This window comes from Streptomyces adelaidensis (assembly GCF_016598475.1).
GTDB classification, from domain to species: Bacteria; Actinomycetota; Actinomycetes; order Streptomycetales; family Streptomycetaceae; genus Streptomyces; species Streptomyces adelaidensis.
The window spans coordinates 57466-70536 of sequence record NZ_JAEMUX010000005.1 but is presented as its reverse complement, the minus strand read 5'-3'; the positions used below and the strand labels follow the sequence as shown (position 1 = coordinate 70536).

The following is a 13071-nucleotide window of genomic DNA, read 5'->3' as shown; positions in this document are numbered from 1 at the left end:
TGTGCCCCTGTCCGTCATTGCACATGGGGATGTACATGGGGGTTCCCTTTACGGTGTGGTCAGGCCGAGCAGACGGGCGGCGTTCTCCTTCAGGATCTTCGGCCTGACCTCGTCCTTGATCGGCAGCTTCGCGAAGTCGGCGAGCCAGCGGTCCGGGGTGAGGACGGGGTAGTCGGAGCCGAAGAGCACCTTGTCCTTGAGCAGCGTGTTCGCGTACTGCACGAGCTGCGGCGGGAAGTACTTCGGCGACCAGCCGGACAGGTCGATGTGCACGCCCGGCTTGTGCGTGGCCACCGCCAGCGCCTCGTCCTGCCAGGGGAACGACGGGTGCGCCAGGATGATCTTCAGATGCGGGAAGTCGGCGGCGACGTCGTCCACGTGCAGCGGGTTGGAGTACTTCAGGCGGATGCCGCCGCCACCGGGGACACCCGCGCCGATGCCCGTCTGGCCCGTGTGGAAGAGGGCGATCGTGCCCGTCTCCTCGATGACCTCGTACAGGGCGTACGCCACCGCGCGGTCGTTGGGGAAGAAGCCCTGGACGCTGGGGTGGAACTTGAAGCCCTTCACCCCGTACTCCTCGACCAGGCGGCGGGCCTGCTTGACGCCCGCCTTGCCGCGGAAGGGGTCGATGGAGGCGAAGGGGATCAGCACGTCCGCGTTGGCGGCGGCCGCCTCGGCGACCTCCTCGTTGGGGACGGGCTCGGTACCGGTCGCGGACTCGGCGTCCACCGTGAAGATGACGGCGGCCATCTTCCGCTCGCGGTAGTAGGCGGCCGTCTCCTCCAGGGTCGGCTTCCGCTTGCCCTCGACCTTGAAGTAGGCGGACGAGGCGTCGTGCAGTTCGTCGTCCAGCGACGACGTGCCCTTCTTCGACGAGACCTCGGCGTGGGTGTGGACGTCGATGGCGACCAGGTCGTCGACGTTCATGGCGGGACTGGCGGGGCTCATCACGCCTCCGGGATCTTCGGGGCGGGGACCCCGACGGTCTGCGGTTCGGCGCCCAGCGAGGTCGGCCAGACGTCGGCGAGGGCCTCGGGGGTCCAGCCGCCGTTCGCGTACGCCGCCTTGATCTCCTGCGGATGCGACCAGAGTGCCACCTTGTCGCCGCCGATGCCGATGGCCTGGCCGGTGACACCGCGTGCCGCCTCGGAGGCGAGGAAGGGGACCAGGGCCGCGCAGTCCTCGGGGGTGCCGAAGCCCTCGCCCTTGCGCAGGAAGTCCGGGAACGGCTTGCCCTCGCGCAGCGCCTCCACGTACGGGGCGAAGACCGGGATGGTCTCGGTCATCGCGGTGGCGGCGACCGGGACGATCGTGTTGACGGTGATGTTCGCGCGGCCCAGCTCCATCGCCCAGGTGCGGGCGAAGGCCGCGATGCCGGCCTTGGCGGCGGAGTAGTTCGTCTGACCGAAGTTGCCGCGCTGGCCGGCCGGGGAGCCGACGAGGATCAGGGTGCCGCCCTCGCCCTGCTCGCGCATGCGGATCGCGGCGGCGCGGGCGCAGGTGAAGGTGCCCTTGAGGTGGGTGGTGATCACGGCGTCGAAGTCGTCGTCGGACATCTTCCACAGCACCTTGTCGCGCAGGATGCCCGCGTTGGTGACGAGGATGTCGAGCCGCCCGAACTGCTCCACCGCGCGGCCCACCAGCCGGTCGGCCGCCTCTGTCGTACCGACCGCGACGACCTCGGCCACGGCCTTGCCGCCCGCCTCGGTGATGGACTTCACGGCCGCTTCGGCCACGGCCTCGTCGATGTCGTTGACGACGACGCAGGCGCCGGCTGCGGCGAGGGCCTGGGCGTAGGCCAGGCCGAGGCCACGGCCACTGCCGGTGACGACGGCGACCTTGCCGGTGAGATCGATGCTGGGCACGAGTGGGGTCCCTTCGGTGGCGCTGCGGCTGCTGACTACAAAATAGAAGTTAAGAGCAATAGTTGTTGAGGTCAATAGTTGTTGTTCCCTGAGCTTTGCGTCATGCTGGGGGCCGTACGTACGCGCCGCCCCGATCGGGGCCTCGACCAGGGAGCCCGCCATCGCCCGCCAGCAGACGCAGGACCCCGCCTCGATCGACGCGCGCGAGCCGTGGATGCGCGGGCTGCACGCGGACACGGGTTATCTGCTGTACCGCCTGGGCCTGCGGTCCGGGCAGCTGTTCAACTCGTCTCTCCAGGAGTCGGGCCTGCGGCTGCGCCACTACGCGCTGCTGCGCTTCCTGGCCACCTCCCCCGGCGCGCTCCAGCGCGAGCTGAGCGCGTCGCTCGGGTACGACCCGAGCGCGATCGTCGGTCTGGTGGACGACCTGGAGAAGCTGGGCTTCGCCGAGCGGCGCCCTTCCCCGGACGACCGCCGCAGCCGGATCATCGTGCTGACCGAGGACGGCCGGTCCTTCCTGCGCGACACCGACGAGGCCGGGCAGCGCGTGACGAACGAACTCCTCGAGCCGCTCGACGCCGCCGAGCGCGACGCGCTCCATGTGCTGTTGCAGAAGGTCGCCGAAGCCGGACTGGGGTGACGCCATGCCGATGACCACCGACGCGCTCCCGTCGCCGGGGGCCGCACCCCGGCAGAGCACGCCGCCGGGGGCCGCCCGCTCCGCCCCCGACCGGCTGCTGGCCGTGCTGGCCGCCTTCGACCACGACCATCCGGCGCTCTCCCTCTCCGACATCGGCCGCCGCGCCGGGCTGTCCCTCACCACGGCCCACCGGCTGGTGGGCGCGCTCACCGAGTGGGGCGCCCTCGAACGGGACCCGTCCGGGACCTACCACGTGGGCCTCAGGCTCTGGGAGATCGCGGCCCTCGCCCCGCGCGGGCTCGCACTGCGCCAGATCGCGCTGCCCTACCTGGAGGACCTGTACGAGGCGACGCACGAGAACGTGCAGCTGGCGGTGCGCGACGGCGACGAGGTCGTCTACATCGAATGGCTCTCCGGGCGCTCGGCCGTCGGCGTCCACATCCGGGTGGGCGCCCGCTGGCCGCTGCACGCCACGGGCGTGGGCCTGGCACTCCTCGCCTACGGCGACTCCGCGTCCCAGGAGGAGTACTGCCAGGGGCCGTTGGCGTCCTTCACGCCGTACACCGTCACCGACGGGGCCAAGTTGCGGCGGCTGCTGGCCGAAGTCCGGCGTACGGGCGTCGCGGTGAGCAGTCGTCAGGTCACCGAGGACGCGCTGTCGGTGGCCGCTCCGGTACGCGGGCCGGGCGGGGCGGTGGTCGCCGCCGTCTCGGTGGTGGTGCCCCAAGTCGGCGCCCAGGTACCGGTGTTGACGCCCGCTGTGCGGGTGGCGGCACGCGGGATCTCACGTGCGCTGGGCTGGCAGCCGGAGGAGCAGCGGCGCGGGTCGCTGATACCGGGGCGGGGCGCCGCACCCTCCTGACCGGCCCCAACGGCTCCTTCTTGGCCAGGGCTCTGGGCCGGGCTATTTCTTGGCCAGGGCCTGGGCCGCGTACGTCGCTGTCTCGCCCGCGTGTGTGGCCGTGCCCCGGGCGGTGAGCCAGCCCTGTGGGGTGTCCGCGGCCGGGGTGACCTCCCAGCGGGTGAGGAACCGGCCGCCGGGGCGGATGCGGTCCGTGGTGGCCACGCCGAGTGAGCGTACCTGCCAGCGGTTGGGCACGGAGAGGGCGAGCCGGGCGGCCGTCCAGGGTCGGGCGGAGCCGTTGGCGAAGGTCGCGGTGACGATGAACCTGCCGTCGTTCGGGGCCACTTGGAGGGTGACCCCGAAGGGCTTGCGCCGGTAGGTGTCGACCCAGGAGGACCGCATCAGCCGCACCAGTGCGTCGGCCTGGGCGGGCCGCGCCGCCGCGAGGTCGTCGCTCTCGCCGGGGTCCCGGGCGAGGTCGTACAGCTCGACCTCCCACCGGCTGTCGGCCGCGTTCCGGTCCCGGCCCGGCGCGAACCGCACCGCCTTGAGGTCGCCGCGCCGCACCGCCTCGGCCAGTCGCCGCCCCCGGCCCCCGTCGACCCGGTCGGCGCGCGGGGTGACGCCGCTGTGGTTGCGGTAGAAGTACAGGTGGTCGTGGCGGGCGGCCTCGGCGCCGCCGGCCCGCAGCAGCGGCGCGGCGGAGAGCCCGTCGATGTCCGACGGGGCGGGCGCGCCGGCGAGTTCGGCGAGGGTCGGCAGCAGGTCGGTCAGCGGGGTCGGCCGGTCGGTGGTGCCGACCGGGACGCGCTGCGGCGACCAGGCGATGAGCGGGACTCGGATGCCGCCCTCGTAGAGGTTGCGCTTGTAGCCGCGCAGCGGGCCGCCCGCGTCGAAGAGGTCGGGGTCGGTGCCGCCCTCCTCGTGCGGGCCGTTGTCGCTGGTGACGAGGACGACGGTGCGCCGGTCGATGCCGTGGTCCTTGAGCCGGTCGACGAGGGTGCCGACCAGTGTGTCCAGCCCGGTCACCTGGGCCGCGTGGGCCTTGTCGGGCTGGGTCCAGGGCTCGTCCGCGTACGCGCCGAGCCTCGGGGCGCGGCTCGGGGCGTGCGGCACGGTCGGGGCGAGGAAGAGCAGGAACGGCTGGTCCTTGTGGGCGTCGAGGAAGCCGAGGGCCCGGTCCTCGATGAGGTCGGGGGCGTAGATCTTGCGGGCGCCGTCCCGGTTCTCGGGGATGGTCTGCTTCTTGCCGTTGTCCCAGAGGTACGTCGGGTAGTAGTCGTGCGCGTGCTTGTGTGTCAGATAGCCGTAGAACTCCTCGAAGCCACGGGAGTTGGGGTGGCTCGGCTGGTCGGGACGCTCGGGACCGAAGCCCCATTTGCCGATGAGCCCGGTGCGATAGCCGGCGGCGCGCAGGGCCTCGGCGAAGGTGAAGTCCTGCTCGGTGAGGGCGCCCTGGCCGCCCGGACCCCAGGGGTTCTCGCGGACGGTGGCGTGGCCGCTGTGCAGGCCGGTGAGCAGGGAGCAGCGGGAGGGGGCGCAGACCGGGGCGGCGGAGTAGGCGTCGGTGAAGCGCAGGCCCTCGGCGGCCAGGGCGTCCAGGCGCGGGGTGTCGATCAGCTGCTGGCCGTAGGAGCCGAGTTCGCCGTAGCCGAGGTCGTCGGCGAGGACGACCACGAAGTTCAGCCGCTGCGAGGGGGTGCGGGCGGCGGGCACGACCGACGCGGACGGCCGGCTCACCTCCGGAACCGCGACGTCCCGGACACCGGCCTTCCGGCTCTCGTGCGCGACACAGCCGGCCGCCGCCCCGGTCGCGCCGACGGCGGCGGTCCCGGCGAGAAAACGACGGCGGCTGGGCATGCGGGCTCCTGGTGACTGCGGGCGAGCGGGTGGTCGTGATCCGATGGTGAACGGCATCCTCGGCGCAGAACCATGCACAGGGCATGAACACCTTGTTGCGGCAGGTCACAGAAGGCCGCGGTGATCGATCGCACGCCCCCGACCCTAGAGAGGGGGAATGCGGGGTTCTGGTTCCACCGAGAGAGAACGATCTTGCCAGAGTGCCGGAAGAGCCTCGGCATCGGCCCTCTGCACCGGCCCTCTGCACCGGCCCTCGGACACCCACCTACATCGCACCGACATCGCTCAGATATCGCTCAGACATCGCCCGCAGACCGCGTCCGCAGACCGCGTCCGAGACCGCGTCCGCCCCGCCGCGGAGCCCGGCGGCGGGGCGGACAGGTCGGTTTCAGGCGGAGAGGCCCTCGTAGACCGCCGCGAGGATCAGGAACGCCCGGTCGTCGCCGAGCCCGCCGTCGTCGAACATCTGGTTCATCACGTACGCCACGGACATCCGGGCGTCGAGGTCGACCAGGACGATCGAACCGCCCCAGCCGCCCCAGAAACAGGTACGGGGGTTGGGGAGCTGGCCGCCGTTGAGGCCGTAGCCCATGCCGTAGCGCATCGGTACGCCCAGGACCTGGTCCGTGCCGTTGAACTGCTCCTCCAGGACCCGCTCGCACCCCTTCCCGGAGAGCAGCCGCACTCCCCGGCCCGCTCCGCCGGTGGCCAGCAGCGACTGCACGGCGGCGACCGAGCGGGCGTTGCCGTGGCCGTTCACGGCCGGGATCTCGGCGCGCCGCCATGCGGTCGTGTTGGCGGTGCCGTCCGCAATGGCGGGGTTGGGCGGCGGGCCGCCGCGGGGCGGGGAGGAGGGGGGCGCGATGATCGGCGCGACCCGGTGGTCGTGCTCGGCGGCCAGGCCGATGTAGAAGTCGGCTCCCAGCGGGCCCGTGACCTCCTCGGCGAGGAAGGTGCCCAGGCTGCGGCCGGTGACCCGGCGGACGATCTCGCCGAGCAGGAACCCCTGGGTGAGCCCGTGGTAACCGGCCGCGGTGCCCGGCTCCCAGGCCGGTGCCTGCGCGGCGAGCCGGGCGGTGGCGGTCTGCCAGTCGTACAGGTCGTCCAGTGTCATGGGCTTCTCGAAGCCGGGCAGTCCGGCCGTGTGCGACAGCACATGGCTGACGCGCACGTTCTCCTTGCCCGCCGCCGCGAACTCGGGCCAGTACGTGGCCACCGGCGCGGCCAGGTCCAGTTCGCCCCGGTCGGCGAGCATCAGCACGCACAGCGCCGTCATCGGCTTGCTGGTGGACCACACGTGGGTGATGGTGTCCCGCTCCCAGGGCGTGGTGCGGTCCGCGTCGGTGTGGCCGCCCCACAGGTCGACCTCCGGTTCACCGTCCACGTAGACGGCGACCGAGGCCCCCACGTCCTTGCCGTCGAGCGAGGCCGCCAGCGCCTCGCGTACCGGAGCGAATCGGTCCGTGCACGTGCCGTGAGTCTTCGCCATGAGGGGAAGGTAACGGGCGGGATCGGGCGGAGCCATCGAATAAAACACCGGCACGCCGGGGGCGTGCGCCGGGGTCCCGGCCGCCGTCCTCACCGGACTCTCAGCCGCCGCACCCCCGTCTCAAAGGCCCCGCCCATGAACGCGGCGCACGATGCACGGGCACTGGTGATCAGCGAGGAGAGGCGTGCCGTGGGCGTCCCGTACATATCGAAGCGGTCCGGAGAGCAGGCGCGGCCGGAGAGGTGGTCGCGGCGCGGGGTGCTCGCGGCGCTCGGTGCCGTGCCGGCCGCCGCCGTGCTGAGCGGGTGCGGCGGCTCCGCCGACGCCTCCGCGCAGGCCGGGGGCTCGGACGCCGCCGATACGTCCGCCAAGGCCCAGAAGGCCGAGATCACGGTCACGCCCGCCGACGGCACCAAGAGCGCCGCGTTCACCGAGCCGGTCGAGGTCGCCGTCGCCGACGGAACGCTCGCGAGTGTGAAGGTGACCGCGGGGGACGGCGGCGAGTTGGCAGGGGCGCTCAACGAGGCCCGTACGAAGTGGACTTCGAGCGGCAACCCCTACTCGGGCACGACCTACACCGTCACCGCCGAGCCGGCGGGAGGCGACACCGAGAGCACGACCTTCACCACCGCCTCCCCCTCCGGCACCTTCGTCGGCTACTTCACCCCCGAGGCGGACTCCACGTCCGGCGTCGGCATGCCCGTGTCGATCGACTTCACCCAGGCGGTCACCGACAAGGCCGCCGTGCAGAAGGCGATCACCGTGACCGCCGAGCCGGCCGTCGAGGTGGTCGGGCACTGGTTCGGTGACACCCGGCTGGACTTCCGGCCGAAGACGTACTGGGCGGCCGGCACGACGATCACCCTGGGGCTGCGGCTGAAGGACGTGGCGGGCGCGGACGGCGTCTACGGCACCCAGTCCAAGGACGTCACCTTCCACATCGGCCGCGAGCAGATCAGCACGGTCGACCTCGCCACCAAGGAGATGACCGTCGTACGGGACGGGGCGGCCCTCGCCACGTACCCCGTCACCGGCGGCGACGCCGAGCACACCACCTGGTCCGGGATCATGGTGATCAGCGAGCGGTTCGAGGAGACGCGGATGGAGTCCTCCACGGTCGGGCTCGGCGACGAGTACGACATCAAGGACGTGCCCCACGCCCAGCGCCTGACCACCTCCGGCACCTTCGTCCACGGCAACTACTGGGCCGCGGAGTCCGTCTTCGGCAACAGCAACGCCAGCCACGGCTGCATCGGCCTGCGCGACACGAAGGGCGCGGGCGACAACTCGGTGCCGGGCTACCGGTTCTACGACAGCTCGATGCTCGGCGACGTCGTGATCGTGAAGAACTCGGGCGAGCGAACCGTCGACGCCGCCAACGGCCTCAACGGCTGGAACCTGTCGTGGGCGGACTGGAAAGCGGGGAGCGCTCTCTAGGCCGTGTCGGCCAGGGGCAGTTCCTCAGAACACCGGCGCCCCTGGTCCGTCGCCCCCACCCGCATCCCCTAGGCTGATCCGCCGCAGCCGCCGTACGAAAGAGCGTCGAAAGAGCGTGGTGGGAAATGCCGCTGAGGGACGATGATCCCACCGTCATAGGCGGGTACGTCCTGGAGGACCGGCTCGGCTCCGGCGGCATGGGGGTCGTCTATCGCGCCCGGTCCGAGTCGGGGCGGCTGGTGGCGATCAAGCTGGTGCATGCCCAGTACCGCGACGACGAGGAGTTCCGGTCCCGGTTCCGGCAGGAGGTCGCGGCGGTACGCCGGGTGAGCGGGGCGTTCACCACGCCGGTGGTGGACGCGGACCCGGAGGCCGCCCGGCCGTGGATGGCGACGCTGTACGTGCCGGGGCCGACACTCGCCGATCTGGTGCGCGAGGCGGGGCCGCTGGGCGGGGCCCGGATCAGGAGCCTCGCGCTCGGGCTCGTCGAGGCACTGCGGAACATCCATCAGGCGGGCGTCGTGCACCGGGACCTGAAGCCGGCGAACGTGCTGATGGCCGAGGACGGTCCGCGGGTCATCGACTTCGGCATCTCTCGGGCCGGCGACAACCTGCCGCTCACCGTGACCGGCCGGGTGATCGGCACCCCGCCGTTCATGTCGCCGGAGCAGTTGCGTTCGCCGAGGGACGTCACCGCCGCCTCGGACGTGTTCTCCCTGGGGTCGCTGCTCGTGTACGCGGCCAGCGGGCACAGCCCGTTCCAGGCCGAGAGCCCGTATCTGGCGGGCTACCAGGTGATGTTCGAGGCGCCGAAGCTGGACCCGGTGCCCGAGCCGTTGCGGAACATCGTCGAGCGGTGCCTGGACAAGAACCCGGAGGTCCGGCCGGACCTCGCCGAACTGCACCGCCTGTTCCGGGAGTTGCCGGTCTCGCCGGACCCCGGCCCGGTCGTCCCCGCTGCCTCCGGGGCTTCCCTGCGGCCCGTCCCGGACACCCATGTCCCGACGGCCGGCGGACGTCGGGCCGAACGGCAGTTGGTCCACATCGGTCTCGGGGCCGTCCTGACCGTGGCCGCGCTGTCCGGCGCGCTGCTCCTCTACCCGCCGGACACGACCACGACCCCGGCGGCATCGCCCGGCTCCACCGCCGACGCCCGCACCGTCTCCGTCCCCGAGGGCTGGCGACCGTGGCGTACGCCGCTGCGGAACGACGAGGGCTTCCCCGCCGAGTACGTCGCGACCGGTTACAAGGAACCGGCCTGCCTGACGGACGGAACCGATCTGTTCTGCGGCGGCACGGGCTTCGTCGTCACCCAGGTGGACGCCGCCACCGGTGAGCTGGGATGGCGGCAGGGCACGCTGCCCCAGACCTCGCGGCCGATCGGCCTCCGGGACGGCCTCGTCCTCGTCTACGAGGAGCCCGACGCCACCGAGCGGCACATGGTGGCCCTGGACACCGAGACCGGGAAGCGGCGCTGGGCCCGGACCATCAGCGCCAGCGAGACGCCCCAACTCTTCAGTGGCGGTCTGCTCACCCTCACGGCCGACCACCAGCGGTTCGTCGCGTACACCACCGCGGGCGAGGAGCTGTGGCGATCGCCCGTCCCGAGCGCGAAGAGTTGCGTGCCGAAGGCACTCGACGACGCCCCGTACGCGCTGTGCTGGGAGGGCCGGGACTTCCTCGACGCCAGCCCGTTCACGGTTGTACGGCTGGACCCCGCCGACGGCACGCTGCGCGAACTCGCCCCGCTGCCCAAGAAGACCCTGGCCCTGGGTGCCGTCGGCGGACAGCCGCTGTTCGTCGCGGCCGAGAACACCGAGGAGGTGTACCAGGAGGGATACGAGCGGCCGTACAACGCGTTCGTGCGGGTGGACCCGGAGAGCGGGAAGGTCACCCGGATCCCGTTGAAGCGGTCGCTGCGCGGGGCGGCGACGCTGGTGGACGGTGTCGTGTACTTCGTGCGAACCAACGGGTGGGTCACCGCCGTGTCGGCGTCGAGCGGCGAGGAGCTGTGGGAGCGGACGACCGAGACGGAGAACCTGTCGGCCCCGGTGGTGTCGCAGGCGCGTGACGAGGTCTACTTCGTCAACCGGTTCGGCCGGATGCCGGCCCTGGACGGCGAGACCGGCGCCGAGTTGTGGCGTGCGGACGCGCTCGACGACCCCGGGGACATCGCGGCGGAGGCCCCGCCCACCGTGGTCCTCGTCGAGGACGCGATCGTGGCGACCGCCGGGGACACGGCGTTCTCCGTGCGCCCGGACCGGCCGACGGCCCGGCCGTCCACGTCCACCACCGGGGACTGACGGCCCGTCACCCCGTCCCGGCCGTGGACGATCTTCACACTGTGAACTCGCCCCTCCCGCACGGACTTTCTCCGCTTTAACTCTTGACGACCGCAGCGCCGGAGCGCACATTGACCGCACGCTCTTCTGTGAGAGCGCTCTCAGGACGGGACTCCGCGGAGCGCTCCCCACCCGCACCTTTCACTCCGTACATCCGTACACCCCGAAGAGGCCGCAATGAGTGAAACCTCCGGCACACCCATCAGACGGCGCCGCCCGCTCAGGCGCGCACTGCTCGCCGTGGCCAGTGCGCTGGCGTTGGCCACGGCCTGGGCGACCACCGCGCAGGGGGCCGCGCCCACGCCGCCCACCGGCTGGACCCAGGTCTTCGTCGACGACTTCAACGGCACCGCCGGCACCGGCGTCTCCACCTCCAACTGGCAGTACGCCACGGGTACGGCCTATCCGGGCGGCCCCGCCAACTGGGGCACCGGCGAGGTCGAGACGATGACGAACAGCACCAGCAACGTCTCGCTCGACGGCAACGGCAACCTGCGGATCACGCCCGTCCGCGACTCGGCCGGCAACTGGACCTCGGGCCGCATCGAAACCAACCGCACCGACTTCCAGCCCCCGGCGGGCGGCAAGCTGCGGGTCGAGGCCCGGCTCCAGATGCCGAACGTCACCGGTACGCCGGCCGAGGGCTACTGGCCGGCGTTCTGGATGCTGGGCGCCCCCTACCGGGGCAACTACCAGAACTGGCCGAGCGTCGGCGAGCTGGACATCATGGAGAACGTCCACGGCCGCAACACCGTGTGGGCCACCATGCACTGCGGCACCAACCCGGGCGGCCCGTGCAACGAGACGACCGGCATCGGCAGCTCCACCTCGTGCCCCAGCACGACCTGCCAGTCCGGCTTCCACACCTACACCATGGAGTGGGACCGCTCGGTGACGCCGGAGGCCATCCGGTTCTCCGTCGACGGCGTCAACTTCCACACGGTCACCGCGAACCAGGTCGACGCGACGACCTGGACCAACGCCACCGACCACGGCTACTTCATCATCCTGAACGTGGCGATGGGCGGCGCCTTCCCGGACGCGTTCGGCGGCGGCCTCGACGGCGACACGCGCTCCGGTGTCCCGATGGTCGTCGACTACGTGCAGGTCTTGTCGGCCGCCGGGTCCACCACGACTCCGCCGCCGACGGGCACCCGTGACGCGTACAGCGCCATCCAGGCCGAGTCGTACAACGGCCAGAGCGGCGTCAGCAGCGAGACCACCACCGACACCGGCGGCGGCCAGAACATCGGCTCCCTCGCAGGCGGCGACTGGGCGCTCTTCCAGAACGTGGCCTTCGGCTCCACCGCCGCCACGCAGTTCGTCGCCCGCGTCGCCTCCGGCGCCAACACCGGGGTGAGCGGCCTGGTCGAGGTCAGACTCGACAGCCGCACGAGCACGCCGGTCGGCAGTTTCTCGATCGCCAACACCGGGGGCTGGCAGTCCTGGCGGACCGTGCCGGCGAACATGAGCGGGGTCACCGGGACCCATGACGTGTATCTGACCTTCACGAGCGGTCAGGCGCAGGACTTCGTGAATGTGAACTGGTTCAACTTCGGCCGCTGAGTGGCGAATCGGCTGCCGGCGTCCCATGAGGGGCTCACGCGTGCGCGCGTGAGCCCCTCTTCCGTGTAAGGCAGCGCCTCAGCGCAGCTCCGCCCGGAACGCCACCGGTGTCGTCCCGGTGTGCAGGTGGAAGAACTTGGAGAAGTTCGCCGAGTCGGGGAATCCGACGGCCACACCGACGCGGCCGGTCGGCAGGTCCGTGTGGGCCAGCAGCCGCTTCGCCTCCAGGACGACCCGCTTGTCGATGAAGCCCTTCGGTGTCTCGCCGGTCGCGGCGCGGACCGCGCGGACGAGGGTGCGGCGGGAGTAGCCGAGGGCGTCCGCGTAGGCGCTGACGCTGTGGTTGCCGGCGAAGCCCTGTTCGACGGCGTCCCGGAAGCGGGTGAAGGTCGTGTCGCCTGCCGGGCGCGCCGCCTCGGCCGAGCCGGCGGCGAGATGGGCGAGGCGCAGCAGAAAGGCCGTCAGGGAGTGCCGCAGGACGGCGGTGTGCAGGCTGAGCGGCAGGGTGGCGGTGTCCGTGGCTGCGTCGGCGTACTCGCGTTCCAGCTGGGCCAGGGAGTGGCGCAGGCCCGCGAGTCGGGCCTCGTCGGGGCGGAGCAGCGGCGGCAGGTCGTAGCGGTAGAGGCCGGTCGCCTCGACGGTCGCCCGGGGCAGGAAGCCTGGCTGCATGGTGAGCACGGTCCCGCGGTACTCGGTCGCGCGTGAGAAGCGATGCACCTGCCCCGGGCGGATCCACAACAGGTCGCCCGCGCCCACCTCGTACTCGGTGAAGTCGATCATGTGGCGCACCGGGCCGCCGTCGAACAGCATCACCACGTGGAAGTCGATGCGGTGGACCCCTTCCAGAGGTACGGCCGCATGCCAGGGACCGCGGTCGTCCATCGGGCCGACCTGTACACCGACGCCCAAGAGGCCGTGGTCCATGGGGAAGGGGAAGGTTCTGATCCGGTCGCCGTCTCGGGACTCGCTGTCCGTCATGTCCTCGCCGCCGCGTCGTCGGTGTCCCAGTTTCACCGAAGGCTGGCACA

Annotated in this window: 10 protein-coding genes; 5 read left to right on the top strand and 5 right to left on the bottom strand. The window is 71.7% G+C overall.

Annotated elements, in window-relative coordinates:
* Positions 1 to 48 precede the first annotated feature (48 nt).
* Together I8N67_RS04105 and I8N67_RS04100 are read right to left on the bottom strand one after the other, a co-directional pair.
* Positions 49 to 927, bottom strand: coding sequence for an amidohydrolase family protein (locus tag I8N67_RS04105; RefSeq protein ID WP_200301260.1), 879 nt, complete (start codon positions 925 to 927; stop codon positions 49 to 51).
* A gap of 20 nt (positions 928 to 947) precedes the next feature.
* Positions 948 to 1865: an SDR family NAD(P)-dependent oxidoreductase gene (locus tag I8N67_RS04100; protein WP_200301176.1), complete on the bottom strand. Its 918-nt coding sequence runs from the start codon at positions 1863 to 1865 to the stop codon at positions 948 to 950.
* A gap of 214 nt (positions 1866 to 2079) precedes the next feature.
* Here I8N67_RS04100 and I8N67_RS04095 point away from each other — a divergent pair, with 214 nt between their 5' ends.
* A complete protein-coding gene (locus I8N67_RS04095) occupies positions 2080 to 2505 on the top strand; it encodes a MarR family winged helix-turn-helix transcriptional regulator (RefSeq protein WP_200301175.1) in 426 nt (141 codons plus the stop codon).
* 4 nt (positions 2506 to 2509) lie between these two features.
* The gene (locus I8N67_RS04090) at positions 2510 to 3367 is read left to right on the top strand and encodes an IclR family transcriptional regulator (RefSeq protein WP_200301174.1); all 858 of its coding nucleotides are present in this window, start codon (positions 2510 to 2512) and stop codon (positions 3365 to 3367) included.
* A gap of 42 nt (positions 3368 to 3409) precedes the next feature.
* Here I8N67_RS04090 and I8N67_RS04085 read toward each other — a convergent pair whose 3' ends face one another.
* On the bottom strand, positions 3410 to 5209 hold the full coding sequence (locus I8N67_RS04085; protein WP_200301173.1) for a sulfatase-like hydrolase/transferase: 1800 nt from the start codon (positions 5207 to 5209) through the stop codon (positions 3410 to 3412).
* 388 nt (positions 5210 to 5597) lie between these two features.
* Entirely contained in the window at positions 5598 to 6698 is a 1101-nt protein-coding gene (locus I8N67_RS04080) for a serine hydrolase domain-containing protein (RefSeq protein WP_200301172.1), read from the bottom strand.
* 189 nt (positions 6699 to 6887) lie between these two features.
* On the opposite strand from I8N67_RS04080, the gene I8N67_RS04075 reads away from it, so the two are divergent.
* From I8N67_RS04075 to I8N67_RS04065, 3 genes are all read left to right on the top strand, one after another.
* The gene (locus tag I8N67_RS04075; RefSeq protein ID WP_200301259.1) at positions 6888 to 8135 is read left to right on the top strand and encodes a L,D-transpeptidase; all 1248 of its coding nucleotides are present in this window, start codon (positions 6888 to 6890) and stop codon (positions 8133 to 8135) included.
* Between the two features lie 125 nt (positions 8136 to 8260).
* The gene (locus I8N67_RS04070) at positions 8261 to 10438 is read left to right on the top strand and encodes a protein kinase domain-containing protein (protein WP_200301171.1); all 2178 of its coding nucleotides are present in this window, start codon (positions 8261 to 8263) and stop codon (positions 10436 to 10438) included.
* A gap of 216 nt (positions 10439 to 10654) precedes the next feature.
* Positions 10655 to 12043, top strand: a complete 1389-nt coding sequence (locus tag I8N67_RS04065; protein WP_200301170.1) for a glycoside hydrolase family 16 protein — start codon at positions 10655 to 10657, stop codon at positions 12041 to 12043.
* 78 nt (positions 12044 to 12121) lie between these two features.
* On the opposite strand, the gene I8N67_RS04060 is transcribed toward I8N67_RS04065, so the two are convergent.
* Complete coding sequence (locus I8N67_RS04060) at positions 12122 to 13021, bottom strand: helix-turn-helix domain-containing protein (RefSeq protein ID WP_200301169.1); 900 nt, start codon at positions 13019 to 13021, stop codon at positions 12122 to 12124.
* Positions 13022 to 13071 lie beyond the last annotated feature (50 nt).

Bases quoted from the DNA above. Each gene is read 5' to 3' on its own strand.
- I8N67_RS04105 (WP_200301260.1), bottom strand. From the start codon at position 927: ATGAACGTCGACGACCTGGTCGCCATCGACGTCCACACCCACGCCGAG.
- I8N67_RS04095 (WP_200301175.1), top strand. From the start codon at position 2,080: ATGCGCGGGCTGCACGCGGACACGGGTTATCTGCTGTACCGCCTGGGC.
- I8N67_RS04090 (WP_200301174.1), top strand. From the start codon at position 2,510: ATGCCGATGACCACCGACGCGCTCCCGTCGCCGGGGGCCGCACCCCGG.
- I8N67_RS04085 (WP_200301173.1), bottom strand. From the start codon at position 5,209: ATGCCCAGCCGCCGTCGTTTTCTCGCCGGGACCGCCGCCGTCGGCGCG.
- I8N67_RS04080 (WP_200301172.1), bottom strand. From the start codon at position 6,698: ATGGCGAAGACTCACGGCACGTGCACGGACCGATTCGCTCCGGTACGC.
- I8N67_RS04070 (WP_200301171.1), top strand. From the start codon at position 8,261: ATGCCGCTGAGGGACGATGATCCCACCGTCATAGGCGGGTACGTCCTG.
- I8N67_RS04065 (WP_200301170.1), top strand. From the start codon at position 10,655: ATGAGTGAAACCTCCGGCACACCCATCAGACGGCGCCGCCCGCTCAGG.
- I8N67_RS04060 (WP_200301169.1), bottom strand. From the start codon at position 13,021: ATGACGGACAGCGAGTCCCGAGACGGCGACCGGATCAGAACCTTCCCC.